Source organism: Streptomyces sulphureus DSM 40104 (assembly GCF_000381025.1).
Taxonomy (GTDB): Bacteria; Actinomycetota; Actinomycetes; order Streptomycetales; family Streptomycetaceae; genus Streptomyces; species Streptomyces sulphureus.
In genome coordinates, this window is record NZ_KB905813.1 from 192,909 (window position 1) to 218,306 (window position 25,398).

At 72.0% G+C, this 25,398-nt stretch carries 28 protein-coding genes; 21 read left to right on the forward strand and 7 right to left on the reverse strand.

From position 1 onward, the window contains the following. Positions 1-104: 104 nt before the first annotated feature. Positions 105-914, reverse strand: coding sequence for a sensor histidine kinase (locus tag F603_RS0100800; RefSeq protein ID WP_019544119.1), 810 nt, complete (start codon positions 912-914; stop codon positions 105-107). Positions 915-1,347: 433 nt separating this feature from the next. On the opposite strand from F603_RS0100800, the gene F603_RS0100805 reads away from it, so the two are divergent. The 4 genes from F603_RS0100805 (at position 1,348) to F603_RS0100820 (ending at position 4,696) form a co-directional block, all read left to right on the forward strand. After that, positions 1,348-2,331, forward strand: coding sequence for a thiamine pyrophosphate-dependent dehydrogenase E1 component subunit alpha (locus F603_RS0100805; protein WP_019544120.1), 984 nt, complete (start codon positions 1,348-1,350; stop codon positions 2,329-2,331). A gap of 47 nt (positions 2,332-2,378) precedes the next feature. Further along, positions 2,379-3,365 carry an alpha-ketoacid dehydrogenase subunit beta gene (locus tag F603_RS0100810; protein ID WP_019544121.1) on the forward strand — a complete coding sequence of 329 codons (987 nt, stop codon included), beginning with the start codon at positions 2,379-2,381 and terminating at the stop codon, positions 3,363-3,365. Between the two features lie 40 nt (positions 3,366-3,405). Then, a complete protein-coding gene (locus F603_RS31355) occupies positions 3,406-3,909 on the forward strand; it encodes a quercetin 2,3-dioxygenase (RefSeq protein WP_019544122.1) in 504 nt (167 codons plus the stop codon). Positions 3,910-4,099: 190 nt separating this feature from the next. After that, positions 4,100-4,696, forward strand: a complete 597-nt coding sequence (locus tag F603_RS0100820) for a TetR/AcrR family transcriptional regulator (RefSeq protein WP_019544123.1) — start codon at positions 4,100-4,102, stop codon at positions 4,694-4,696. A gap of 579 nt (positions 4,697-5,275) precedes the next feature. Here the strand turns inward: F603_RS0100820 and F603_RS0100825 are convergent. From F603_RS0100825 to F603_RS0100840, 4 genes are read right to left on the reverse strand one after another with little or no spacing between them, the layout of a single operon-like run. Further along, positions 5,276-6,148: an LLM class flavin-dependent oxidoreductase gene (locus F603_RS0100825; RefSeq protein ID WP_019544124.1), complete on the reverse strand. Its 873-nt coding sequence runs from the start codon at positions 6,146-6,148 to the stop codon at positions 5,276-5,278. A gap of 1 nt (position 6,149) precedes the next feature. Then, positions 6,150-6,530, reverse strand: a complete 381-nt coding sequence (locus F603_RS0100830) for a SchA/CurD-like domain-containing protein (protein WP_019544125.1) — start codon at positions 6,528-6,530, stop codon at positions 6,150-6,152. A gap of 44 nt (positions 6,531-6,574) precedes the next feature. After that, positions 6,575-7,336 (reverse strand): SDR family NAD(P)-dependent oxidoreductase, encoded by a 762-nt coding sequence (locus tag F603_RS0100835; protein WP_019544126.1) that lies wholly within the window; start codon positions 7,334-7,336, stop codon positions 6,575-6,577. Beyond that, a complete protein-coding gene (locus tag F603_RS0100840) occupies positions 7,333-8,340 on the reverse strand; it encodes an amidohydrolase family protein (protein WP_019544127.1) in 1,008 nt (335 codons plus the stop codon). The genes F603_RS0100835 and F603_RS0100840 overlap by 4 nt, the downstream gene beginning before the upstream one ends. A gap of 284 nt (positions 8,341-8,624) precedes the next feature. Between F603_RS0100840 and F603_RS0100845 the strand changes: the two genes are divergently transcribed. The 14 genes from F603_RS0100845 (at position 8,625) to F603_RS0100910 (ending at position 18,793) form a co-directional block, all read left to right on the forward strand. Then, on the forward strand, positions 8,625-9,077 hold the full coding sequence (locus F603_RS0100845; RefSeq protein WP_019544128.1) for an anthrone oxygenase family protein: 453 nt from the start codon (positions 8,625-8,627) through the stop codon (positions 9,075-9,077). A 63-nt stretch (positions 9,078-9,140) separates the two neighbouring features. Further along, positions 9,141-9,590, forward strand: coding sequence for an ester cyclase (locus F603_RS0100850; RefSeq protein WP_019544129.1), 450 nt, complete (start codon positions 9,141-9,143; stop codon positions 9,588-9,590). 49 nt (positions 9,591-9,639) lie between these two features. Beyond that, positions 9,640-9,969, forward strand: coding sequence for a TcmI family type II polyketide cyclase (locus F603_RS0100855; protein WP_019544130.1), 330 nt, complete (start codon positions 9,640-9,642; stop codon positions 9,967-9,969). Next, positions 9,966-10,391: an acyl-CoA carboxylase biotin carboxyl carrier protein subunit gene (locus F603_RS0100860; RefSeq protein WP_019544131.1), complete on the forward strand. Its 426-nt coding sequence runs from the start codon at positions 9,966-9,968 to the stop codon at positions 10,389-10,391. Before F603_RS0100855 ends, F603_RS0100860 begins: the two co-directional genes overlap by 4 nt. 54 nt (positions 10,392-10,445) lie before the next feature. After that, positions 10,446-10,718 (forward strand): acyl carrier protein, encoded by a 273-nt coding sequence (locus F603_RS0100865; RefSeq protein WP_019544132.1) that lies wholly within the window; start codon positions 10,446-10,448, stop codon positions 10,716-10,718. A gap of 1 nt (position 10,719) precedes the next feature. Continuing rightward, positions 10,720-11,199, forward strand: coding sequence for an SRPBCC family protein (locus F603_RS0100870; protein ID WP_019544133.1), 480 nt, complete (start codon positions 10,720-10,722; stop codon positions 11,197-11,199). Continuing rightward, entirely contained in the window at positions 11,199-11,630 is a 432-nt protein-coding gene (locus F603_RS0100875) for a cupin domain-containing protein (protein ID WP_019544134.1), read from the forward strand. The genes F603_RS0100870 and F603_RS0100875 overlap by 1 nt, the downstream gene beginning before the upstream one ends. Next, positions 11,627-12,889 carry a beta-ketoacyl-[acyl-carrier-protein] synthase family protein gene (locus F603_RS0100880; protein ID WP_019544135.1) on the forward strand — a complete coding sequence of 421 codons (1,263 nt, stop codon included), beginning with the start codon at positions 11,627-11,629 and terminating at the stop codon, positions 12,887-12,889. The genes F603_RS0100875 and F603_RS0100880 overlap by 4 nt, the downstream gene beginning before the upstream one ends. Beyond that, positions 12,889-14,127, forward strand: coding sequence for a beta-ketoacyl synthase N-terminal-like domain-containing protein (locus tag F603_RS0100885; RefSeq protein WP_019544136.1), 1,239 nt, complete (start codon positions 12,889-12,891; stop codon positions 14,125-14,127). The genes F603_RS0100880 and F603_RS0100885 overlap by 1 nt, the downstream gene beginning before the upstream one ends. Positions 14,128-14,156: 29 nt before the next feature. Continuing rightward, a complete protein-coding gene (locus F603_RS0100890) occupies positions 14,157-14,510 on the forward strand; it encodes an antibiotic biosynthesis monooxygenase family protein (protein ID WP_016905309.1) in 354 nt (117 codons plus the stop codon). A gap of 4 nt (positions 14,511-14,514) precedes the next feature. Beyond that, positions 14,515-15,930, forward strand: a complete 1,416-nt coding sequence (locus F603_RS0100895; protein ID WP_019544137.1) for a tryptophan 7-halogenase — start codon at positions 14,515-14,517, stop codon at positions 15,928-15,930. A 79-nt stretch (positions 15,931-16,009) separates the two neighbouring features. Beyond that, the gene (locus tag F603_RS0100900; protein ID WP_016905311.1) at positions 16,010-16,411 is read left to right on the forward strand and encodes a nuclear transport factor 2 family protein; all 402 of its coding nucleotides are present in this window, start codon (positions 16,010-16,012) and stop codon (positions 16,409-16,411) included. A 63-nt stretch (positions 16,412-16,474) separates the two neighbouring features. Continuing rightward, positions 16,475-17,656, forward strand: a complete 1,182-nt coding sequence (locus F603_RS0100905; RefSeq protein WP_019544138.1) for an RCC1 domain-containing protein — start codon at positions 16,475-16,477, stop codon at positions 17,654-17,656. 99 nt (positions 17,657-17,755) lie between these two features. Next, positions 17,756-18,793 (forward strand): methyltransferase, encoded by a 1,038-nt coding sequence (locus F603_RS0100910; protein ID WP_016905313.1) that lies wholly within the window; start codon positions 17,756-17,758, stop codon positions 18,791-18,793. A 203-nt stretch (positions 18,794-18,996) separates the two neighbouring features. Here the strand turns inward: F603_RS0100910 and F603_RS0100915 are convergent, their stop codons facing one another. Together F603_RS0100915 and F603_RS0100920 are read right to left on the reverse strand one after the other, a co-directional pair. Then, positions 18,997-19,845 carry a GNAT family N-acetyltransferase gene (locus F603_RS0100915; protein WP_019544139.1) on the reverse strand — a complete coding sequence of 283 codons (849 nt, stop codon included), beginning with the start codon at positions 19,843-19,845 and terminating at the stop codon, positions 18,997-18,999. Between the two features lie 167 nt (positions 19,846-20,012). Further along, positions 20,013-20,810 carry an SDR family NAD(P)-dependent oxidoreductase gene (locus F603_RS0100920; RefSeq protein WP_019544140.1) on the reverse strand — a complete coding sequence of 266 codons (798 nt, stop codon included), beginning with the start codon at positions 20,808-20,810 and terminating at the stop codon, positions 20,013-20,015. A gap of 103 nt (positions 20,811-20,913) precedes the next feature. Here F603_RS0100920 and F603_RS0100925 point away from each other — a divergent pair, with 103 nt between their 5' ends. From F603_RS0100925 to F603_RS0100935, 3 genes are all read left to right on the forward strand, one after another. Continuing rightward, positions 20,914-22,458 carry an MDR family MFS transporter gene (locus F603_RS0100925; RefSeq protein ID WP_019544141.1) on the forward strand — a complete coding sequence of 515 codons (1,545 nt, stop codon included), beginning with the start codon at positions 20,914-20,916 and terminating at the stop codon, positions 22,456-22,458. Positions 22,459-22,666: 208 nt separating this feature from the next. After that, on the forward strand, positions 22,667-23,620 hold the full coding sequence (locus tag F603_RS0100930) for an NAD(P)-dependent oxidoreductase (RefSeq protein ID WP_019544142.1): 954 nt from the start codon (positions 22,667-22,669) through the stop codon (positions 23,618-23,620). A 43-nt stretch (positions 23,621-23,663) separates the two neighbouring features. Beyond that, positions 23,664-25,343: an outer membrane protein assembly factor BamB family protein gene (locus F603_RS0100935; RefSeq protein WP_019544143.1), complete on the forward strand. Its 1,680-nt coding sequence runs from the start codon at positions 23,664-23,666 to the stop codon at positions 25,341-25,343. Positions 25,344-25,398 lie beyond the last annotated feature (55 nt).

Below are 25,398 nucleotides of genomic sequence, written 5' to 3' on the forward strand. Positions count from 1 at the left end.
GCGCCGCGTTCGTCCGCCGGCGCACCTGTCGGGGCAGGCGCGGGCAGGAGGCAACGGGGCAGGAAGAAGGAGGGCGAGAAGGAGGTCGGGGATCGCGGGCGTGGTCAGTGGACGGGTAGGGGGAGCCGCACCCGTACGACGGTGCCGTGCGGTTGGCGGTGCGTCACGCTGAAGGTGCCGCCCTGCTCGCGTGCCTCGCGGCACATCGAAGGCAGGCCGAGGCCCGAGGTGGCGTCGCTCGCGATGCCGACACCGTCGTCGGTGACGGTGAGGCACACGGTGTTCCGGCTCACCGTCAGGTCGGTGTGGCAGTGCTCGGCACCCGAGTGGCGCGCCGCGTTGGCCACGGCTTCGCCCGCGACGCCGCGGAGCGCCGACTGGAGGCGCGGCGGAAGGGCCGACACGTCCCCGGTGATCTGGTAGGTGAAGTGCGTCCGGCCGGCCGACGCCTGCGAGAGCGCTTTGGTGTGCATCTTCAGAAAGCCGGCGAGGTCGGTGCGCTCGCGCGTGGGTCTGTGCCCGCGGCGCGGTGCGTAGCGCAGGCTGCGCAGGGTGTGGCGGAGCTCCTCGAGCGAGCTGTTCACGTCGTCGACGGACTCGGTGAACAGTTCCGCGGCCTGTTCCGGGCGGTCCCGGACGAGCAATACCGCACTCTGCATGCGGAGTTGCAGGGCCGCGAGGTTGGGCGAGAGCGAGTCGTGGAGCGTCTGCGCTAATCGGTGGCGCTCCTCGCGGCGTGCCTGGTCGATGTCGTGCGGACGAGGTCGGGAGCTCGCACTCCGGCCGCGTCCCGGCAGCGTGCGCCTGGGGCGCCAACGCAGCATCCACAGGATTAGGGCGAGGCCGCCGAACGCCAGCGCCGCCAGCGTCGACCTCTCCGGTCGGTCGCTGACCCGGGAGACGGAGCGGGTCAACTCGCGCGTCAGCGCGCCCGATCGGTTTCCGCCCCTTTTTGCAGGTCTGCCAACTAGGTCATGCATGGCTAGAAGTCCCCCGTTGAGTCGGACTCGGCACTCACATTGCCATACCCGCAATCACAGGCCGGAGCCTACTGAGCTTCACCTTTGCCACAGGTGATTCAAGACCGCCCGTCGGCGATCCTTCAGATGATCTTTCGGCGCACTTACTACGGTTCAGGACTTTATGGTCCCGGAAGCGTAGGCGCAAGACTTACTTGTGCCCGGGTGAGTACCCGCCAGTGGCCTCAAGTGCCGGTTGTGATAGGGCAGTTGTCAATCGTGTGAGTGAGCACTTACCCTCACCGGGAGCGACGCGTTGGTCCCGGGGGACTGGGAGCGCGTCCAGTCCGTATGCCCGAACGTCGCACCACGTTGAGGAGGCATTCCGATGGACCGACCACCCGCAGGCGCCGAGGGGCCCGCGCTCCGGATGTACCGGGTCATGGCGATGATCCGCGCTTTCGAGGAGCGCGTCGGCGAGTTGGCGAAGGAGATACCCGGAGCCGTGCACCTGTACATCGGGCAGGAGGCCGTGGCCGCGGGCGTCTGCTCGGTGCTCCGCGACGGCGACCACCTGGCGAGCACGCACCGCGGCCACGGCCACGCGATCGCCGCCGGCTGCGAAGTCGAGGCCATGGCAGCGGAGTTGTACGGGCGCTCGGACGGCGTGTGCAACGGCAAAGGCGGCTCGATGCACATCGCCGACCTCGGCCACGGCATGCTCGGTGCCAACGGCCTCGCCGGCGGCGGGGTCCCGCTCGCCTGCGGCGCAGCCCTCACCGCGCGGCAACGCGGCACCGACGACGTCGCGGTCGCCTTCACCGGCGACGGGGGCGCCAATCAGGGCGCGGTCCTGGAGAGCCTCGTGCTCGCCCGCATGCTCGACCTGCCCGTGGTCTTCGTCGTGGAGAACAACGGCTATGCGCAGGCCACTTCGGCCGCACGCCACTTCTCCGGCACGGACATGTCGGCGCGGGCTGCGGGCTTCGGCATCCCCGGCGCCGTCGTCGACGGGGCCGACGCGCTCGCCGTGCGGGACGCCGCCTCGGAGGCCGTCGACCGTGCACGGAGCGGGCGGGGGCCGACGCTCGTCGAGTGCAGGGCCCAGCGGTTCCACGGTCACATGGAGGGCTGGGACAACCAGGCGTACCGGCCCGCGGGCGAGGCCGAGCGGCTGCGTGCCGAAGCCGACCCGCTCGCGCTGCTCCGCCGCCGCCTCACGGGGGCAGGCCAACCCGCCGACGCGGGCGCCGAGTTGGACCGCGTCGAGAAGGAGAGCGCGGCCCGCGTCCAGGCGGCCTTCGACCGGGCGGCGCAGCCCGCCGAGCCGCTCCTCACGGCGCTGACGACGGACGTCTACGCCGCCCACTGACCCCTGGCGCCGCCAGGAGGTCCCGTCACGTCGAAGGGGGAGAAAGCGTGCGCACCATCACCTACGCGCAGGCCATCCGCGAGGCGCTCGTCGAGCGGATGGGGCAGGACGAGTCGATCGTCCTGATGGGGGAGGACGCCACCAGCGCCTGGGGTCCGACGCAGGGCATCGAGCAGGAGTTCCCGGGGCGCGTGCTCGACATGCCGATCACCGAGTCGGCGTTCGTGGGCGCCGCGGTGGGCGCGGCGGCGACCGGTCTCCGTCCCGTCGTCGACCTGCTCTTCGTCGACTTCGCGACGGTCTGCTTCGACCAGATCGTCAACCAGGCGGCGAAGCTCCGCTACATGACAGGGGGAGGCGTACGGGTGCCGCTGGTGCTCCGCGCCATGTGGGGCACGGGGATGCGGCGCGGTGCGCAGCACTCGCAGGCGCTCCACCCGCTCTTCGTCCACGTGCCGGGGTTGAAGGTGGTGACGCCCTCCACCCCGGCGGACGCCAAGGGCCTCATGGCGACGGCGCTCCAGGAGGACGACCCGGTGCTCTTCCTCGAGCACAAGATGCTCTACTTCACCCCCGGCGAGGTCCCCGAGGAGCCGTACGCGGTGCCCTTCGGCGAGGCGTCGGTCGTGCGCGAGGGGTCCTCCTGCACCGTCGTCGCCGTCGGGCGGATGGTGCAGGTGGCGCTCGAAGCCGCGGAACGGCTCGCAGAGTCGGGGGTGCAGTGCGAGGTGCTCGACCCGCGGACGCTCTCGCCGTTCGACAACGCGGCCGTCTACCGGAGCGTCGAGAAGACCGGCCACCTCGTCGTCGTCGACGAGGCGCACCCGAGGTGCGGGCTGGCGGCGGACGTCGCGGCGCAGGTGGCGCAGGACTGCCACGGCGCGCTGCGCGGTCCCGTCCGCATGGTGACGTCGCCGCACGCTCCCGTGCCCTTCAGCCCGGCCCTGGAGGACGCGTTCACACCGGACGCCGCCGAGGTCGTCGAGGCCGTACGCGCCACCGGGGCCGGCGAGCCGGCGCCCGCGCTCGCGTGAACACACCACCGCGCACCACGGATCGGACGAGGAGACGGGGATGACACTTCCGTTCATCAAGCAGGCGCAGGAGGGGCGTGCCGTGTGGCACGTGGGCGCCCTGCTCAACTTCAAGGCCACGGGCGAGGAGACGGACGGCCAGTTCTGGATGGCCGAGCAGATCTCCCCGCCCGGCTACACCTCGCCGCTGCACACCCACACCAGGGAGGACGAGATCTTCGTCGTGCTCGACGGGGAGATGAGCGTGCGCGTGGGGGAGGAGCACCACAAGGCGGTGCGCGGCGCCGTCGTCTTCGCGCCGCGGGGGCTGCCGCACCAGTTCCAGGTCGAGGACCCGGACACCCGGTTCCTGCTCATGGGGACGCCGGCCGGCTTCGAGAACTGGTTCTTCGAGACGGGCGAGCCCGCCCAGGGCCTCGTGCTGCCGCCCCCGCCCAAGGGGCCGCCGGACGTCGGCAAGTTGCTCGGCGCGCTGGAGCGTTACGGGGCGCGGATGGAGGGGCCGCCGCCCGGCCCGGGTGACGACGTGCCGCACACCCACTGAGGCCGCAGCGGGAAGGAGCCGCGCGTACGTGCCGCCGTCGGGCCCGGCGGCGGTGCGTACGCGCCTGCGGTGCGGGGAGGGGCTGTGAGTGAGCGGCCGCTCGTGTGGAACTACGCTGGACCGCCGCGCACGGGAGCCGTGCGCGGTCTTCGCATGCCGGTCACGAGTCCGGCCCTTCCCAGGAGCTTTCATGAACATGCGTGAGCGAATCATGAACGCGGCAGAGCGGGTGATCCGTGAGAAGGGGCTGCCGAAATGCACGACGAAGGAGATCGCCGAGGAGGCCCAGTGCTCCGAGGGTGCCATGTACAGGCATTTCCGGAGCAAGGAAGAGCTCTTTCTCGCCGTGCTCGCCGAAAGGATGCCCGGGTTGCTGCCCGTGCTGCGGGACCTGCCCGGGCAGTTGGACGCGGGAGAGGACGTACGCGCCACACTTGAACGCGTGACCGAGGAGGCACTCGCCTTCTACCGGGAGTCCATACCAATGACCCTGTCGGTCTTCTCCGAACCGAAACTCATGGTCTCGCACCGCTCCTGGATGCAGGAGAACCAGGTCGGCCCGCACCGTGCGGTGGAGCTCCTCGCCGCCTACCTGGAGTCGGCGAAACGGGCCGGTGCGGTCGGCGCGGAGGTCGATCCGGACGCGTCGGCGCGGCTGTTGCTCGGCGCCTGCTTCCTCAGTGCGTACAACGAGGAGCTGATGCCGACGTCGTCGCCCTCCGATCGCGCGGTACAGGCTCGGGCGCTCGTCGACCAGTTGTGGAGGGCGCTCGCGGCACAGGCGTGACGCGGGCGCCGGGCCGCCCGGTACGGGAGCGGAACCCCGGCGGCGGCTTCGGCGTCCCACCGTTCGGCAACCGGCGCGGTGCGCCTCGGTGCTCTCGCGTTCGCGGACGCGAAGATCGCGGCGCACTCGCGGTCGGCTGCCGGCGCACCCTGCACCGCGGTGCCGAGTCCGCTGGAGGCCGGTGGGCGGTCACCCGCCGTGCGGGGTTCGTGGCGGCAGCGCGCCCCGGGGCGCATGGCGCTCTCCGGGGACGTGGCGCCGGCGCCACGCGACGGGCGCGGCAGGAATGCGCAGGCGCCGGCGGCTCGGCATCAATTCGTTTCGTATTCCCTTGCCTGTTGCCTCGAATTCCGACGGGACATAACGGAGTTGCCGCCATTCCGCGCCCGCGCCACCGCGGTGCGGGCGTGCGGATGTCTGCGGCCGGGTGGAATTCCGTCGGAGAGATTATCCTGCGGCAGGCGGAGCAGGTTTCCGTGGCCGGAACCGAACGCTCACGCGCGTAAGGGAACCGAACGCTCACGCGCGTAAGGGAGTTGCCTTTGCGGCGGGGCCGAACGGTGTCCGGCCCCGCCAGGGTCACGCGGCGGTGGATACCGCTTCTGCGGCGCGGTCGATCTGGTCCCGGTTCGGCACGCACGGCATCAGCAGGACCTCGTCGCAGCCGGCTTCCTCGTACTCGCCCAGCAGCTCGGCGAGTTGGCCCGACGAGGTGGCCGCGTTGCGGACGATGTGGTCGACGAAAGGCCCTGCGCCGCGGTAGTAGGAGCGGAGGTACTCCTCCGTCTCCTCCGCGCCGCCGGGCCCGAGCCCGACGTACGCGATCGCGGCGAGCCGCGGACGGCCCGTCCTCCCCGCCCGCTCCCAGGCCGCCCGGAACTGCTCGGCGCCTCCCCGGAACATCCCGGGCCCCGTGCCGCCGCCTATCCAGCCGTCGCCGAAGCGCGCCGCACGCTCCAGCGCGCGCGGCGCATGGCCGCCGAGGAGCAGCGGCGGCCCACCCGGACGTGCGGGGGCCGGGCCGACGGCCGAGGGCTTGCCTGCCTCGGCCGAGGACCACAGCTCGCGCAGCTCCCGGAGTTGGGCGTCGGTCCGCACGCCGCGCCCCGCGAGTGCGACGCCGCCGACGGCGAAGTCGTCCGGGCGCGAGCCGACGGCGAGGCCGAGCGTGAGGCGGCCGTGCGACAGCCGGTCGACGGTCGCTGCCTGCTTGGCGAGGAGGGCCGTGCCTGCGCGGAGCGGGGCGATGAGGATGCTGGTGGCGAGTCCGATCCGCTCGGTGACGGCCGCGGCCGCCGCCAGCGCCGTCAGCGGTTCCCAACTGCCGTGCACGAGGCGGTCGATGACGCCCAGCGTGGAGAAGCCGCCCGCCTCCGCGTGGCGTGCCCAGGCGACGACGTCGTCGCCGTTCACCGCGGGGTGTGCCGTGGGCAGGCCGATACCGACGTCCATGTCATTCCCCCGGGAGCGGCTCGTCGTGCCGGCGGGAGAGGACCATCTCCAGCGCCGCCTGGCGGAAGAACGCCTGCGCACCCTCGCGCGTCGTCATGTCGCGGGGCGCGGCGAGGTGCTCCTCCAGGCCGCGCTCGAACTCGCGGACCGCGGGCTGCTGGCTCATGTGCGCGGCCACCATCGGCAGCGGTCCCTCGATCTCGATGACGCGGACCGCCATCTCCTTCCCGACGAAGGCCATCGTGCCGAGCAGCCGTCCCTGTACGGCCCCGTCCTCGCCCGTGATGTCGAACTGCGGGCGGCCGCTCTTGCGGAAGAGTTCCTTCACCTTCTCCTCGCTGCCGGGAAGCAGCGGGTAAAAGAGGGCGTGCCAGGTGCTCATAGCGGTCTCCTGTTCTGGGTGGCGTGTCTGCGGGTGCGCGGCGGTCACTGGCTCGCGGTGACGCCGCCGTCGACGTGGAGGATCTGACCGGTGACGAAGGCGGCCTCCGGCGAGGCGAGGTAGGTGACGGCCGAGGCGATCTCCTCGGCCTCCGCGGTCCTGCCGAGCGGGATGCGGCCCACGAGCATGCGCATGAACTGCTCGTCCTGCGCCGAGCCGGAGACGAAGTCGGTACGGACGAAGCCGGGCGCGACGGCGTTGACCCGCACTCCGTGCTGCCCCCACTCGGCGGCCAACTGCTGGACGAGCAGGTTGAGTCCGGCCTTGCTTGCGCCGTACGCGCTGAACCCCCGCCGTGCGCCGAGGGTTCCGCGTACGGAGGAGAGGTGCACGATCCGCCCGCCGCCGGCCGCGACCATCGACCGGCCGACGGCCTGCGAGAGCCAGAAGGCGCCGAGCAGGTTCGTCTCGACGACGGCGCGCCAGTCCTCCTCGCCGATCTCCGTGGCCGGTGCGACGACGAGCGCGCTGGCACTGTTGACGAGGAGGTCGAGGCCGCCGAACTCTTCGGTGACCTCGGCGACGAGGCGGCGTACGTCCGCCGGGTCGCGTACGTCGACCGTGTGGGCGCTCCCCGAGCCGGGGCCGAGGGAGCGCGCCACCTCCTCGGCCCGCTCCTTCGACCTGCCGGCGACGGCGACGCGCGCCCCTTCCTCGGCGAGTGACCGGCAGACCAGGGCGCCGATGCCGCCGTACCCTCCCACCACCAGCGCTCTGTCGCCGTCGAAGCGCTTTTCGGCGCTCATCTCCGCACCTCCTGGGCTACGCGGTGCTCCGCGGCACCGCCCGCAGGCGCCGCCTGCGGCAAGTCGAAGATCCGCCGGGCGTTCCCGGCCCGGATCAGGTCCAAGTGCTCCTCCGACAGCCCGAGTTGGCCGAGCCGGTGCAGAGACTCGGGGAGCGGTGCGCTCATCGGCGGGGTGTCGGTGCCGAAGAGCACGTTGTGCACGCCGAACGCGTCGACGGCGGCAGCGAGGGCGCGGCGGCTCGGCGTCGCGGTGTCCACGTGGACGCGCCGGAGCTCGTCGGCGAGCGGCGGGGGCGGGTCGGCCGGTGCGGGCACCTTCCCGGCGGCGCCGCCGAATCCCGGAGGCATCCGGCGCGCGCGCTCCAACCGTTCCAGCAGCAGGGGCAGTCCGCCTCCGCAGACGGGCGCGATGATCCGCAGCGCGGGGTACTTGCGCAGCCAGCCGGCGAAGAGGACGGCTGCGGTGCCCGTCGTCACGTCGCCGGGCCGCGCGATCTGCTCCACGAGCCGCAGGTCGTCGAGGGCCGCGCCGCCGGCGGGCTCGGCCGGCGGGTGGAGCATGACGGGGGCGCCGTGGTGCGCGGCCATGGCGAAGAAGCCGTCGGCCTCGGGTCCGTCGAGGAACCGGCCCTGCACGCTGGAGTTGACGATGAGGCCGACGAACTCCGGCTGCTCCAGCCGCTTCGCGGCGCGCTCCCACTCCGCGTCCCCACCCAGCGGATTGACGTACGCGTACGCGCGGAGGGACTCGGGGTGGGCACGCACCTGCTCGCCGAGCCAGTCGTGGAAGCGCTCCAAGTCCCCCGCGGGCTGGCGGTAGTTGTCGACCCCCGGCGTCTTCACCATCGTCCCGGCGCCGACGGGGCTGCCGACGACGGTGGTGGTGATCCCTGCGGCGGCCTTCGCCTCCAGCATGCCCTCGACGTCCGCGAGGCTCGGCGGCATCGGGTAGCGCCGGAAGAGTTCAGGAGACGTGAGGTGCCCGTGTACGTCGATCGCCATCGACCCTCCCGGGGTGAGTGAGTAAACGCTCACGAGGATGCGGCCGTCCTGACAGGACGTCAAGGGCGCACGGGAAACCCGGGACGGAGTCCCGGGACGGCCCGGGAAGAAGTCCCGGGCCCGCCAGACGGATGTCCGGTGCCCCCGGGACGCCCCACCGCGCAGCATCTACTGGCGTGCCGGCGTCCACCGGACGGCCGGCCGGAGCGCCGCAGGGCCCGGGGCGGTGCCGTCCGGTGGCCGGGGCGTTCCACGTCCCGGCCGATCCTCCGAGGAGAGCGGATATGCAGAGAAACGTGAACGTCTGGTTGCTCTCGTCCTCCAGCGTTCAGCTCGGCACGTTGTGGATCATGAAGACGTCGATCCTGCCGATGCTCAACTCGATGCCGTACAAGGCATACGTCGACGCCTGCCAGCGCATCGACATGCACGTCTTCCACCCCATCGCCTTCTGGAACGGCCTGGCCACGACCGGCCTCAGCGCCGCGCAGGCGATCCGGTCGGACGACCCGGTCGCCAAGTCCCTCTACGCGGCAGGGGCGTTGGGCATGGGCGTCGTCGCCGTCGCCTCCGAGGGCGTCAACCGGCCGATATGGCGGCAGATCGAGCGCTGGAGCCCCCAGCGGTCCTCCGACGGCTGGCGCGCGAAGCGCCGCCGCTGGCACCTCGCACACCAGGCCCGCACGCTCGGCGCCGCCGTCGCGGCGGGCGCCTTCGTCGCCGCCGCGCTGCGCTGATCCGACGACCCGGGAAGACCGCGGGGCGCCGCGCCCCGCCCGAGCAGGAAGCGAGAGAGAGCCATGGCAGAGCCGTCCCAGAGCGTCGAGGACCGCAAGGACCTGGTACGCCGCATCACCGAACGCGCCTTCAACGAGGGCGACCTCTCCGGCATAGACGCGCACTTCGCACCCGACTACGTCGTCAACGCGCCCGGGCTCCCCGACCAGCCGCCGGGGCCCGAGTCCTTCCGCCAGGCCGTCACGCTCTGGCGCACCGCCTTCCCCGACGTGCACGTCACCGTCGAGGACGTCGCGGGCGAGCACGACCGCGTCTACTGCCGGTTCACCACGCGGGGCACCCACCGCGGACCGCTCATGGGGATCGAGCCGACCGGACTGCCCATCACCGTCCACGAGATGTCCTGCCACCGGTTCGCCGGCGGCAAGGTCGTCGAGTCCTGGATCGGCGACAACGTCCCGCGGATTCTCCTCGACATCGGCGCCCTCCGCCCCATCGAGCAGGCCGCCTGACCCACCGCGCCGCCCCCCGACGGCCACGAAACCAACGGAGGAGCCCGTCATGCACCGCACGTTGATCATCGCCCGCATGCAGCCGGGGGCGCAGGACGACGTCGCCCGCATCTTCGCGGAGTCCGACCGCACGGAGCTGCCCGCCGTCGCCGGCGTCACCCACCGCGCGCTCTACCGTCTCGGCGACGCGTACGTGCACCTGCTGGAGACCTCGGCGCCCGGAGGGGCGGCGGTCCAGGAGGCGCGCCGGCACCCGGAGTTCACGAGGGTGAGCGAGCGGCTCTCCCCGTTCATCACGCCCTACCTGCCCGACTGGCGCTCGCCCAAGGACGCCGTCGCCGAGTGCTTCTACACCTGGGACACCGGGACCGACCGATGAACGCGCCCCAGGGGGAACGTCGGACGGCGGCGAGGACGGGGGCCGCGGAGGGGCACGCGCACCCGTCGTCCGTCGAGGGCCGATGGCGGCTGCGGGAGTACGCGCAGGAGGTGGCGGAGCAGCTACTCACCTCGCTCGCACCGCTCCATGCCCTCTCCGGCGTCGCACTCCCGGAGTCGGTGGCAGCCCGTACGCACCGGGGCATGCAGGTCACCTGCCCCGAGAGCGGCACGCTCCAGCAGCCGCTCGTGGAGGTCGGCGACGAAGTGCGCGCCGGCTCGGCCGTCGCCGTTCTGGAGACCTCGGGACGGATGCGCCTGCTCACCGCGCGCGCCCCGGGCCGGGTCGCCGCCGTCCACGTGCCGAGCACCCAACAGGTCGAGCAGGGACGGGTGTTGCTGACCCTCGAGCCCGCCGGCTGACGGCACACCTCCGACCGCGACACGCGCAACCACTCACACACGAAAGGCGATCCGATGACGATCGAGCACGGCACCGGCACCCTGCGTCCCGTCACCGCTGCGGTGATCGAGGAGATCCTCACCACGCACGCCGGCGTCCCCGCCGAGGCCCTCGAAGGGCAACTCGACACTCCACTGGAGGAGTTGGGCGTCGACTCCCTCGCCGTACTGGAGCTGGAGGCGGTCGTCGCCGACCGGCACGGACTCCAGGTGCCCGAAGGGGCGGTCGGCATGGGTGTCAACGCCATCGTCGACCAACTCACCGCTGTCGAAGGGGGGATCGGCTGACATGGCGGGCCACACGGAGAACAGCGTCGTCATCGCCGCACCGCTGCAACTGGTGTGGGACCTCACCAACGACGTCGACGGCTGGACCGACCTCTTCACCGAGTACGCAGCCGCCGAGGTCATGGAGCGCAGGGGGAACACCATCCGGTTCCGCCTCACCCTCCACCCCGACGAGGAGGGACGCGTCTGGTCCTGGGTGAGCGAACGGACGCTCAACCCCGACGACCACACCGTCCACGCCCACAGGTTGGAGAAGGGTCCCTTCGCGTACATGCAGATCTTCTGGCGGTACGAGGAGGTGCCCGAGGGCACCCGCATGACCTGGATACAGGACTTCTCCATGAAGCCGCAGGCCCCCGTGGACGACGCCGGGATGACGAAGCGGCTCAACACCAACTCGCCCGTGCAGATGGACGCGATCAGACGCCGCATCGAGGAACGGGCGCAGGCCCAGGCCGCGGCCGGCGCGCAGGGGAAGTGATGAGCGTGGCACCCGAGCAGCAGCACCCGGTCGTCGGCATCGACGACGTCGCAGCCAACCACCGGCGCGGCGGCGAGACACGCGCCGTCCTCACGCCGACCACGACGGGGGCGACGTCCGGTTTCATGGGCGTCGCCAGGCTCGCCGAGGGCGAGTGCATCGCCGAGCACTACCACCCCTACAGCGAGGAGTTCCTGCTCCTGATCGAGGGCGAGCTCACCGTCGACATCGACGGCAGCCCCGTCGTCCTCGCCGCGGGGCAGGGGATGTGCATCCCGAAGCATGTACGGCACCGGCTGCGCAACACCGGCGCGGCGCAGGCGTTCGCCGTCTTCCACCTCGCGCCGCTCGCGCCGACACCGCCCGAGGGCCACGTCGACACCGAGGACGCCGCGGCGGCGCGGAAGTACGCAGCGGAGAGGGCGACATGACGCGCCGCGTCGTCGTGACGGGGCTCGGCCTCGTCGCGCCTGGCGGCGCCGACCGCGAGGCGTTCTGGGAGCGGATCACCTCGGGGCGCACCGCGACCCGCAGGATCACCGCGTTCGACCCGTCCGCCTTCCGCTCCCGGATCGCCGCGGAGTGCGACTTCGACGCGGAGGCCGCAGGGCTCTCACCGAAGGAGACCCGCCGCTCCGACCGCTACGTGCAGTTCGCACTCGCGGCGACCGCCGAGGCGCTCGCCGACAGCGGCCTCGACCCGGACGACGCGCTGCGCGAGCGGACGGGCGTCACCCTCGGCAGCGCCGTCGGCGGAACCCTCGCGCTGGAGCAGGAGTTCGTGGTGGCGAGCGACTCGGGCCGCGAGTGGCTCGTCGACCCGGACTTCACGAGTCCCTTCCTCTACCAGGCGCTCGTCCCCAGCAGCCTCGCCGCCGACGTCGCCGCACGGTACGGGCTGCACGGCCCGGCCACCGTCGTCTCCACCGGCTGCACCTCGGGGATCGACGCCATCGGGCACGCCTACCACCTGGTGGCCGACGGCGACGCGGACGCGATGGTCACCGGCGCCTCCGACTCGCCCATCTCCCCGGTGACGGTGGCGTCGTTCGACGCCATCAAGGCCACCACGCCCGACAACGACGCGCCCGAGCACGCCTCCCGGCCCTTCGACCGGGACCGGCACGGCTTCGTCCTGGGGGAGGGGTGCGCCGTCCTCGTCCTGGAGGAGCTGGAGCACGCGCGGCGCCGCGGGGCGACCGTCTACTGCGAGGTCGTCGGGTACGCCAACCGCGGAAACGCCTTCCACATGACGGGTCTTCGTCCCGACGGCGCCGAGATGGCGGAGGCGATCACCGACGCGCTCGCGCAGGCCCGCACCGACCCGGGCGACGTGCACTACATCAGCGCCCACGGCTCGGGCACCCGTCAGAACGACCGCCACGAGACGGGCGCCTTCAAGCGGGCGCTCGGCGAGGCATCGCGGACGATCCCGATCAGCTCCATCAAGTCGATGGTCGGGCACTCGCTCGGCGCCATCGGCGCGATCGAGATGGCCGCCTGCGCCCTCGCGATCGAGCGGGGCGTCGTGCCGCCCACCGCCAACTGGGAGCACCGGGACCCCGAGTGCGACCTGGACTACACGCCGAACACCGCCAGGGAGACGCGCGTCGACACGGCGCTCTCCGTCGGCAGCGGCTTCGGCGGCTTCCAGTCGGCGATGCTCTTCTCTCGACTCAAGGAGTTGTGATGTCCCGCCGGCAAGCGGTGATCACCGGCGTCGGAGTGGCCGCGCCGAGCGGCCTCGGCGCCAGCGCGCACTGGGAGTCGCTCCGCAAGGGCGTCCGCACCATCGCGCCCACCAGCCTCTTCGACGCCTCCGGCTACGACACCCCGCTCGCGGGTGAGGTGACGGGCTTCGACCTGGAGGCACAGGTCGACGGGCGCCTCCAGGCGCAGACCGACAGATGGACCTGGCTCGCCTACGCGGCGGCCGACCAGGCCCTCGCCGACGCCGAGTTGGACCCGCGCGCCGTCGACCCGTACCGGCTGTCGGTGGCGCTCGCCAGCTCCTCGGGCGGCAACCAGTTCGGCCAGCGGGAGCTCCAACGGCTCTGGCACCCGGAGACGTCGCGGAAGGTGGGCGCCTACCAGTCCATCGCGTGGTTCTACGCCGCGACGGTCGGCCAGCTCTCCATCCGCCACCAGGCCAAGGGCCCGTCGAGCGTCCTCGTCTCGGAGAGCGCAGGGGGTCTGGACAGCCTCGGGCACGCGGCCCGCCTCGTCGAGCGGGGGGCGTCCGTCGTCCTCGCCGGCGGCACCGAGGCGCCGTTGAGCCCGTACGCGCTCTCCTGCCAGCAGCGCTCCGGTTGGCTGAGCACCGCGACCGACCCCGACGCCGCCTACCTCCCCTTCGACGCCGACGCCGACGGGTACGTGCCGGGCGAGGGCGGTGCGGTACTCGTCGTCGAGGAGCTGGAGCACGCGCTCGCCCGCGGCGCCACCGTCCGCGCGGAGATAGGGGGTTGGGCGGCGCGCCACGACGGCGTCCCCACCAGGCGCCGGGGCAGGCCCCCGGTCCGCCACTACGCGGCGGCGCTCGCCGGCGCGTTGGAGAAGGGCGGGACCGAGCCGGGCGAGGTCGACCTCGTCCTCCCCGACGCGCTCGGCGTCCCCGCCTACGACGCGGCCGAGTGCGCCGCGCTGCGGGAGGTCTTCGGGGGGTCCCTCCCGGCCGTCGCCGAGTACAAGTCCCTCACCGGGCGCCTCTACCAGGGCGGCAGCGCGCTCGACGCGGCCACGGCCGTGCTCGCCGTGGAGCGCTGCCAGGTACCCGCCTCGGGGATACCGCGCACTCCGGCCGCCGGGTGCGCGCTCCCCTTCGTCGAGGAGGAGCGGAGCGGCGCCGTCGACTCGGTGCTCATCGGCTCCCGCGGCTACGACGGCTTCAACAGCGCCCTGCTGCTGCGCAGTCCGCAGTCCGCATGACCCGCACACCACCGTCCGAAGGAGCCGCCATGCCAGCACCGACGCGCACGGGCCGCGCCCGCGTCGTCTTCCTCATCCGCGTCGAGCCCGACCGGACGACGGAGTTCCTCCAGGCGTACGAGCAGATACGGCACCTCGTCGCCGACGGGGTCCCCGGACACGTGCGTGACCAGGTCTGCCAGTCGTCGACCGACCCCGCCCAGTGGCTGATCACCAGCGAGTGGGAGCGCCTGGAGGACTTCGAGGCGTGGGAGCGCACGCAGGACCACCGCGATCTGGTGCGCCCGATGCGTGCCTGCTTCAGCGAGGCCCGCTCCCTGCGTTTCCAGATCATGGCCGAGACGTCGGCGGCCGAGCCCCTTACCTCCACGAAGAACGGGTGAGAACATGCCACGAGCACTGGTCATCGGCGGAAGCGTCGCCGGACTCGTCGCCGCGCTGGCCCTGGCGGACGCCGGGCACGAGGTCAGCATCGTGGAGCGCGACGGCGACCCGGTCCCTGAGAACACCGTGCAGGCGCACGAGAGTTGGCGCCGCCCCACCGTCCCCCAGGTCCACCAGTCGCACGCCTTCGGCTCGCTCGGGACCAACATCCTGCGCACGCGGATGCCCGAGGTCTATCGGCGGCTCGTCGAAGCGGGGGCGCGGGAGATACGTCTCGGCGAAGCCATGCCTCCCACCCTCACCGACCGCACCCCCCAGCCGGGCGACGAGGAACTGCGCATGCTGGGCAGTCGGCGCACCACCTTCGAGCTGGTGCTGCGGCAGGTGGTGGCCGAGGACCGCCGGATCGGCCTCACCCCGGGCGCGACGGTCGACGGGCTCGTCGTCACCGCGTCGGGCCGGGTCGCCGGCGCCTGGCTGCGCGACGGGACGCGGCTGCCGGCGGACCTGGTGATCGACGCCTCGGGGCGCCGCTCGCACGGCGCCGAGTGGCTCGCAGCCGAGGGGATCGCACAGCCCCGACGGACCACCCACAGCGCCGACATCACCTACTACACCCGCTACTACCAGGCCCACTCACCGAAGCCGGCAGGGCCGCTCAACCGCGGGTTCGGCGCCGGCGGCCTCTGGGACCACTACACGGCCGTCCTCTTCCTCGGCGACAACGACACCTTCACGCTCTCCTTCGGCGTCCTCCCCGAGGACACCGAGGCGAAGGCGCTCCGCCGCGCCGAGGTCTTCGACGCGGCCGTACGCGCCACACCGCTCCTCGCCCCCTGGGTCGACCCGCAGTACGCGACGCCGATCTCCGCGGTGCACAGCATGGGCGGACTCGACAACTCCCTCCGCGTCCACGACGAGCAGACGCCCCCGGTCCCCGGCTACCTGCCGATCGCCGACGCCGTCTGCACCACCAACCCGGCCTACGGGCGCGGCGTCTCGCTCGCTGTCGCCCACGCGACGGCCCTCGTCGACCTGCTCGACGACCACCTGGAGCCCGACGAACAGCAGGCCCGCGCCGCCGCCGAACTCGCCAGGGAGACCTTCACCCCCTGGTTCGAGGACGCCGTGCGCAACGACGCCGGACGCGCGGGGCTCTGGCGCGCCACGCTTGCGGGCAACCCGCCGCAGAAGCCGCCCGAGGGCGTCCTCACCTTCGCCGACCTCGCCGAGGCGTCGGGCACCGATCCCGTCGTCTGGCGCCGGATGGTCCGCTCGATGATGAGCCTCGACGACCCGGCCGCCATGTACGGGGACGAGGACATCAGGCTCCGCGTCAAGCAGGCCGCCGCCTCGCCCGTCCCCGGCTTCCCCGCGCCCGACCGCGCCTCGTTCGTCGAGACGCTCCGCGCCGCATGATCCGCGCGGCCCGAGGGCCGCGCCTCCCACCCGCCAACCTCCCTGCACACAGCGGGGAGTTCCACCCACAGGAGGAGCCATGAAGGTCACCGAACACCCCAACGCCAGGCTCATGGAGAAGGTCTACAACGCCTTCACCGTCGGCGACGTCGACACGGCCGCCACGTACTGGGACAAGGACTGCGTCCACTACTACCCCGGCCGGAGCCGCCTCTCCGGCGCCCACCGCGGTATGGACTCGGCGCTCGCCTTCTCCCGCGAGATGTTCGAACTCACCGAGGGCCGCATCCAGATGGAGATCAAGGAGGTCGGCGCGAGCGACACGATGGCCTTCGCCACCGTCTTCACGCGCTACGAACGCAAGGGCCGGACGCTGGAGATGCCGTTCATCAACGTCGCGCGCATCGAGAACGGCCTCATCCAGGAGTTCTGGACCTACCCCGACGACCAGCAGGCCGTCGACGAGTTCTGGACCGACTGACCGAGACCGCCGGCACGGGCGCGAGTCGCCCTCGGACTCCCGACAGAAGCAGGAGAAGAGACTGTGGCACGCACACTGACAAGCTGGGGCGACAACACCAACGGCCAACTCGGCGACGGCGCTTCGGCGCACCGCTGGACACCCCAGGAGCTGAAGGGCCCCGAGAACATCGCGACGACGGACGCCGGCAGCGGCCACGCCTTCGCGCTCGGCATCGACGGCGACCTGTGGGGCTGGGGGCGCAACGCCTTCGGCCAGCTCGCCGACGGCACGACGGAGAACCAGAACGCGCCCGTGCGCGCCACCGGGCTCCCGGGGCGCGTCCTCAAGGTCGGCGCCGGCGGCGGGCACACGGCGGCGCTCCTCGACGACGGGACCGTCTGGGCCTGGGGCGCCGGGTTCTTCTGCGCCCTCGGCGAGGACGAGTTCGGCGTGCAGATGCAGCCGCTCCTCGTGCGGGGCCTGGAGGACGTCGTCGACCTCGCCGTCGGCGGGGCGCACAACCTGGCGGTGAAGGCGGACGGTTCGGTCTGGTCCTGGGGCCGCGACGACCGGGGCCAGCTCGGCGACGGGCCCGACAGCGAGCGCGAGGGCCGCATCGTCCGCAGCTACATGAGCGCCTCCTTCGACTGCCGCCCGCGCCCGGCGCGCGTCGAGGGCCTCGAGCCCGCCGTGGCGGTCGCGGCGGGCGGCGGGCACAGCATGGTCGTCCACGCCGACGGCAGCCTCTCGGCGTGGGGCTTCAACGACCGCGGCCAGCTCGGCGACGGCACTTTCGAGGACCGGCCGGCACCGCAGAAGGTCCGCGGCATCCCGGGCGTCGCGCAGATCACCGGCGGCTACCACCACACCGTGGCGCTCATGGTGGACGGCACGGTCTGGGCCTGGGGCCTCAACGACGGCGGCCAGCTCGGCGACGGCACCACGCAGGACCGCGCCGAGCCCCGCGCGGTCAGCGGCCTCTCCGGCGTCAAGAGCGTGTCGGCGCACGGGGGAGGTACCGACGCGGCCCCGGGCAACGGCGGCCACAACCTGGCGCTCCGCTCCGACGGCACCGTGTACGGCTGGGGCTGGAACAACTACGGCCAGCTTGCCGCCGACCCGGCGACGGCACACGTGCTGACGCCCCGCCGACTGCCCCTGGACAGGCCGGCGCTGGACGTCACGGCCGGCGGCGAGATCCCCGTCTCCAACAAGTTCATGGCCAACCCGGGCGGCGGCTTCGGCCTCGCCCTGCTCGGCTGACCCCGCGGCCGAGGCCGGGCCTCCGGACCGGAGGCCCGGCGACCGACCTGTCCGCACGCCGCGGCTCCGCCCGGAGCCGACCGCAGAACGGAGTCCCTGATGACACCCGAGCAGACGCTGCCTGCACCGAGCCGTGCGGCAGCCCTCTCCGAGCTGATGTTCCCCTCCACCCCGCGGTGCCTCGCACTCGCCGCCGAGTACCGGATCGCCGAACTGCTCGCCGAGGGCCCGATGGCGGTCGCCGACCTCGCCGCCCGCGCGTACGTCGAACCCGGGCCGCTGCACAAGGTGTTGGCCCTCCTCACGGAGGACGGCGTCTTCGAAGAGACCGAGCCGGGCGTCTTCGCCAACACCCCCCTCTCCGAGCTCCTCCAGGCCGACATACCCGGTTCCATGCACGCCATGGCACGCATGGTGGGCAGCCCGTGGCTCTGGGACTCCTGGGGAGCCCTCGACCACAGCCTCGCCACCGGACGCCCGGCGTTCCGCAAGGTGCACGGCACCGCGCTGTGGCCGTGGCTCCAGGAACACCCCGACGAGGCGCGGATGTTCAACCGCGCCATGACGGACTTCACCGAGGCCCTCTCCGACGCGCTCGTCGCCGCCTACCCCGAGTTCGCCACCATGTCGGCCGTCTGCGACCTCGGAGGCGGCGAGGGCACCTTCCTCGCGACGATCCTCGACACCTACCCGTCGCTCGGACGGGGCGTCCTCGCGGACCTGCCGCCCGTCATCGAGCAGGCGCGCAAGCATCCGCAGGTGATGCCGCTCGTCGAGCAGGGGCGGTTCGACTTCGCCGCCGCCGACTTCTTCTCCCAGGTGCCGGTCGGCATCGAGGCGTACGTGACCAAGCAGGTGATGCACTCCTGGCCCGACGCCGCGCTCGTCCGGCTGCTGCGGCGCTGCCGTGAGACCTCGCCCGGGGCACGGTTCGTCGCGGCCGAGATGGTCCACCACGACGGGGTGGCGCGGTTCGTGAAGAACTTCGACCTCGTCATGCTCGCCACCATGAGCGGACAGGTCCGCGACGAGCGGCAGTTCGCAGACCTCTTCGACCAGGCCGGCTACCGGCTCTCCCGGATCGTCCCGACCGGTACCGCCTTCTCCCTCATCGAGGCCGTGCCGCACGGGCTCTGAGACCGGCGGCGCGCTGGGGTGGCGCGCCGCCTTCCGCGCGGGAGAGGTGCTCCGACTCAGGGGGCGGAGCACCTCTCCCGCCTTCCGCTGCCTTTTCTGCGTACGGACAAGGAACTGCCCGGAATCCACGCCGTGCCGCGTGAATTCCGGGCGGTTCGCTTTTCACGTCCGGGTCGCAGAATCAGCAGAACGGTGCGTGATTCCTACTCGAACCGGTACTCGACCGTCGTGCCGTGGCTGCGGAAACCGAACGAACGGAACAGGGATTGCGCCGCCGTGTTCTCCGCCTCGGTGAAGAGGACGAAAGTGGAGGCGCCTTCCGCGCGGCCCTGCTCCAGCGTCTCGGCGAAAAGCGCTCTCGCGTATCCGCGCCCGCGCCGCTCGGGGACCGTGTGCATCGGCGTGATGCGCACCACGCCGTCGCTCGCCGGTGTCCTGCCGACGACCGCGGCGACCTCGCCGTCGTCCCAGACCAGCAGGTGCCCCGAGGCGATCTGCCGCTGCGCCGAGCGCCGCGCCTCCTCGCGGCTGATTCCGGAGCCCGCCGCGGCCTCCAGGAAGAAGTCGGTGAGTGGCTCCAACTCCCCCTCCTTGGCGGGCCTTGCGTGCCCCGCGGGCGTCTGACCGGGGAGGGAGGGCAAGGCGGTGTCGAGTCTGAGGATGTGCTCCGTGCGCCCCGCGACCGCCGTGCTGCCCGTCGCGCGCGTCCACTCCTCCACGAACGCCTCGGCCGCCCGCGTCGGCCCGAGCACGCCGGCGACCGGTGCGCCCGACTCGTGGAGCGAGGCGGCGCAGGCGGCTGCGGCGCCCGCTTCCATCCCCGAGAGGATGGCGAGGTTCGGCGGCACGCAGACGCACGCGCCCGCTGTGCCACCGCCGGATTCCGCTTCGTCGACCGCCCAAGTCCAATAGGCGGTCGGTCCCTTGCCTCCGCTCTTCCGCATTCCCTCCATCATGGTGAGGAGAATGCTGTTCCCCACCGGGTCGGAGCGCACATGGGCGCCTGCTGCCTCGATGAACTCTTCCGCATTGTTCGTCGTTTTCGCGCTCATGCCGCGAAGATAGAGCAGTGCATTTTCCGGGGCAATAGGACGCGGGCCCGAAATGGTGTGAACACCGGATTCCGCATCACTGCACGGCAGTTGGGGCGCTGCGGCGACCGCCCCTTGGCGCCGCGGCACGCGGCTCGCGCGGACGCCGCGCCAACTGCCGCCCGCGCTCAGCCCTTTCCAGGGCGCTGCATCATCCCCGCGGTCACACCCGCCGTCATGCCCCCGTCCAGGCCGAGGAAAGAGCCGGTGACGAAGGAGGACTCGTCCCCGGCGAGGAAGGCGACCGCGGCGGCGACCTCGTCCTCGGTGCAGATGCGCCCGAGCGCGGTGCCGGCGCCCGCCCGCTCCACCGCGCCCGGCTGCCCCTCGACGCGCTTGCGGAAGTCGGCGGTGTCGACGGGGCCGGTGATCAGCGCGTTGACCCGGACGCCGGCCGGGCCCGCCTCCAGGGCCGCCGCCTTCGTGAGCCCGACGACCCCGTGCTTCGCGGCGGTGTAGGCGGCGAGCCCGAAGGCGGTGCCCTGGACACCCGCCGTACTCGCGTTGTTCACGATGCTTCCGCCGCCCGCGGCCTTCATCGCGGCCACCTCGTACTTGAGGCAGAGGAAGGTACCGGTGAGGTTGACGGCGAGCACCGCGTCGTACGCCTCCCTGGGAACCTTGTCGATCGGGCCGAACGCCCCGCCTCCGCCCGCGTTGTTGAACGCCGCGTCGAGCCGCCCGTGCCGCTCGACCGTCCCTTCGACGAGGCGCGCCACGTCCTCCTCGCGCACGACGTCGGCGGCGACGAATTCCGCGCGGCCGCCCTTCGCCTGGATGTCCTCGACCACGGCTGCGCCCCGCTCCGTGTTGCGTCCCGAGACGACGACGTGCGCTCCCGCGAGCGCCAGCGCCTCCGCTGTCCGCGCTCCCATGCCCGCAGTGGAGCCCGTGACGATTGCGATCTTTCCGTCGAGCTGAGGCATCGGTCCTCCTGCCCTTGACGACCAAATTTGTTTGTATAGCCTATACGAATAGTGGCCCGGGGCAAGTCCCGACCGGGCTCCAACTTCGTTCGAGGAGTGCTCGATGAGTGCCACCCAAGCCGCGCAAGGTGCCGACGCGGCGCCTCAGTTCTCGCGCAGAACGTTCCTCACGGTCTTCTGCGCGCTTGTCATGGCCATGTTTTTGGCGGCTCTGGACCAGACGATCGTGGCGACCGCGTTACCTACCATCGCCGGTGACCTGGGCGGGGTGAACCACCTCTCCTGGGTGGTGACGTCGTACATGCTCGCTGCGACGGCAGCCACCCCGCTCTGGGGAAAGCTCGGCGACCTCTACGGCCGCAAGCGGATGTTCCTCACCGTTATCGCGATCTTCCTCGTGGGTTCCGCGCTCTCCGGACTCTCCGCCAACATCGGGCAGTTGATCGCCTTCCGCGCCTTCCAGGGCCTGGGCGCGGGCGGGTTGATGGCCATCGCGATGGCCATCATCGCCGAGATGGTGCCGCCTCGTGAGCGCGGACGCTGGCAGGGGTACGCGCAGTCCTGCTTCGTCATCGCCGGCGTCGTCGGACCGCTCATCGGTGGGGCCTTCGTCGACCAGCTCTCCTGGCACTGGATCTTCTACATCAACCTGCCCATCGGATTCGTCGCCGCCCTGCTCGTCGTCTCCGTGCTGCGGCTGCCCTTCCGGGCCAACAAGCACCGGCTCGACTACCTCGGCTCCGCACTGCTCAGCGGCGCGATCGTCGCCGTGCTGCTCATCTCCGTCTGGGCCGGCGACCAGTACTCCTGGGGTTCCGTCGAGATCATCGGTCTCATCGCCGCCGCGGTCGTCCTGCTCGGGCTCTTCGTTCTGCAGGAGCGCCGGGTCGACGAACCCGTGGTGCCGCTGACGCTCTTCAAGGACTCGACGATCCTCGTCGCGACCGTCGGCCTCTTCCTCACCGCGGCTGCGCTCTTCGTCGCGACGGTGTACACGCCGCTCTTCCTCCAGGTGGTCAACGGCGCCACGGCGACGGAGTCCGGATTGATGCTGGTGCCGATGATGATCGCCACCGTCGTCACCCTCACCATCTCCGGCAAGGTCGTCTCGGCCACGGGACGCTACAAGTTCTTCCCCGTCTCGGGGCTCGTGGTGATGGCGGCCGGGCTCTTCCTGCTCTCCACTCTCGACACCGGCTCCGAGACCTGGCTCACCTCCGTCTATCTGGTGATCTTCGGGCTCGGATTCGGGTTGGTGAGCCAGGTGCTCATCGTCGCGGTGCAGAACGCCGTGGACATGCGGCAGTTGGGCGTGGCCACCGCCGCGGCGAACTTCTTCAGGTCGCTCGGCGGCGCGATGGGCGTCACGATCTTCGGCGCCGTCCTCAACTCCGGTCTGCGGCACTGGATTCCGCGTGAGGTCGACGGCGCGGTGCTCCAGGAGCAGGGGACGCAGGGCGTCCTGCGCGACCCCGAGACCATCCGCGGGCTGCCCGACGCCGTGCGCGAGGGCGTGGGCACGGCGCTCGCCAACTCCCTCCAGTCCGTCTACCTGTTGGCGATGGTGATCGCGCTCGCCGGTGCGGTCGTGGCGCTCTTCCTCAAGGAGCTCCCGCTGCGGTCGGCTCCCGGTCCGCAGAAGAAGTAGCGACGGGCGTGCTCTGCTCGGCGGCGGACGGGGCGACGCCGAGCAGGGCGCGTCAGCGTGAACTTTCGCGGTTTCGGGGGGACTTGGGCTCTCGTCAGAGTGAGTGTTCACTCGCTATGCTGGAGCGGTCCGCCCGGCCGGTGCGGGGCGCCGGCCCCGGCGCTCCGCCCGTCGTCCTCTCGAACACCGAAGGAAGCAGGGAGAGATCATGGAAGGCACGCTCGAAACCACCGCCTCCGACGCCGGTTCCCAGGCCCCCCTGCCGCGGATCGGCGTGGTCGGGCTCGGCACGATGGGGGGAGGGATGGCGGCACGGCTGCTCGACGAGTGCGGCCGGCTGGTCGTCCACAACCGCACCGCCGCGCGCGCCGAGCCGCTTGCGGCCCGCGGCGCCGAGGTCGCAGCGGAACCGGGCGAGGTGGCCGCCGCGAGCGACGTCGTCGTGCTCAGTCTCGCGGACGAACAGGCCGTCGAGCAGACCCTCTTCGGCCCCCGCGGCGTCCTCGCCCGGCTCCCCGCAGGCGGCGTCGTGGTCGACACCAGCACCGTCTCACCCGCGTTCGCCAGGAGGACGGCCGAGCGGGTGCGCGCGACGGGGCACCGCCTCGTCGACGCGTGCATCATCGGCAACGGCCGGCACGCGCGCCAGGGCGAACTGCGCTTCATGGTGGGCGGGGAGAAGCAGATCTTCGACGAAGTCGCCCCGCTTCTCGGTGTGTTGGGCAAAGAGGTGCGGTACCTCGGCGGCCACGGGCTCGGTGCGAGCGCGAAGGTCGTCCTCAACCTGCTGATGGGCGTGGAGATGCAGATGCTCTCCGAGGCCGTCGTCCTCGCCCAGCGGGCCGGCATCGAGCGGGCAGCCGTGCTGGAGATGATCAGCAACAGCGGCTTCAGCTCCCCCGTGATGCGCTACAAGGCAGGCGTGATGGGCCGCAAGGAGTACGGCGACCCGCAGTTCCGGCTCGACCTCATGCACAAGGACATGCGGTTGGCGACGGGCGAGGCCGACGCGCTCGGCGTCGACGCGCCGCTCTGCGCCGAGACCCGCGACGCGCTCGCCGCAGCCGCGGAGGCCGGCCTCGGCGACGCGGACTGCGCCGCGATCCTCGCCCACGCCGAGTCCCTCGCCGGGCTCGATCCGCTCCCCGACACCGCAGGCTGACCGCCGGCACCCGCAAGCCACCCGTCCGAGACAGGAGTTGCCCATGCCGACAACACACCACGACCGCAGACGGGCCGTCAGAGCCTCGGTCCGCACGGCACTCTTAGCCCTCGCGCTCCTCCTCGCCTCCCTGCTCCCGCTCGCGCCTGGCGGCACCGCGGCGCACGCCGAGGGCGAGGCGAGCGCCCGCAGCGGCTCCGGCGCCGGTTCCGGTGGGGACTGGCCGAGCTGGCAGCACGACCTCAGCGGCACGCGCTACAACGGCGAGGAGAAGAAGCTCACCCCCGCCAACGTCCAGAAACTCAAGCAGAAGTGGGCGTTCGGGCACGCCGACGTCCCCGGCGTCTACCTCGGCAGCCAACCCGCCGTCGTCGACGGCGTCCTCTACACCGGGGGCGCCGACGCCACCTTCCACGCCCTCGACGCCCGTACCGGCGCCAAGAAGTGGACCTTTGACCTGCGTTCCGCCATCGGCGACGACGTCGGCGACAAGGACCCGGTCCGCTCGGGGCCCACCGTCTCGGGCGACACCGTCTACTTCGGTGACAACAAGGGCCACCTCTACGCACTCGACCGCCGAACCGGCAAGCCGCGCTGGCACACCCGCCTCGACGACCACCCGACGGCGCAGATCACCGGCTCCCCGCTCGTCTACCGGGGCAGGGTGTACGTCGGCGTATCCAGCTCCGAATCGGGCTCCCCGGCCGACCTCACCTACCCCTGCTGCACCTTCCGCGGCTCGCTCGTCGCCGTGGACGCGCGCGACGGCTCCGTCGACTGGCGGCACTGGACCGTCCCCAAGCCAAAGCGGACCGGCTCGTGGCCCAACGGGGCGGCCCGGTACGAGCCTTCGGGCATAGGGGTGTGGAGCTCGCCCGTCGTCGACCCGGGCACGGGCAACGTGTACGTCGGCACCGGGCAGAACTACACCGGCACCGAGGGCGAGACCGACTCCCTCCTCGCGCTCGACGCCGCCACCGGCGCCGTGCGCTGGCAGCAGCAGGCGACCCATCCCGACACCTACACCGTCCCCTGCGACGAGCCGGGCCAGGAAGAGTACTGCCCCGGCAAGGCCGACGGCACCGACCTCGACTGGGACTTCGGCTCCAGCGCCAACGTCTTCACCGCCGACGGGCGGCGCCTCGTAGGGATCGGCCAGAAGAACGGTGTCTACCACGCCTTCGACGCGCGCACCGGAGAGAAAGTCTGGAAGCGCGCACTCGTCGAGGACCCCGGCACCCGCGGCGGCCAGTCCGGCATCCAATGGGGCACGAGCTGGGACGGTGAACGCCTCTACGTCGCCACCTGGTTCGCCTCGCCCGGCACGCTGTACGCGCTCGATCCGGCGACGGGCAAGGTGGAGTGGGAACGGCCGACGCCCGAGGACGGCTGCGAGTGGGGCGGTGCGGCCGAGCACCCGGAGTTCTGCGAGGCCGCCTTCACCCCGGCCGTCACGGTTACGCCCGGCATCGTGTGGGAAGGCAACGCGGACGGCAAGATGCGGGCCTTCTCCGCCGATACGGGGAAGGTCCTCTGGCAGTACGACGTGATCCGCGACTTCTCCACCGTCAACGGGGTCCCGGCGCGCGGCAAGGCGCTCTCGGGCGGCGGCGGCGCGGTCGTCGCGGACGGCATGGTCTACGTGCAGGCTGCGTACTATCCCGAGTACCCGAGCGAGGTCGGCGGCGCGTTGCTCGCCTTCTCCCTGCCGGGCAGGAAGTGACCGCGCAGGGCCGGCTGCTGCGCACGCACCACAGTTCGTCAACGGGGGCCTGCAT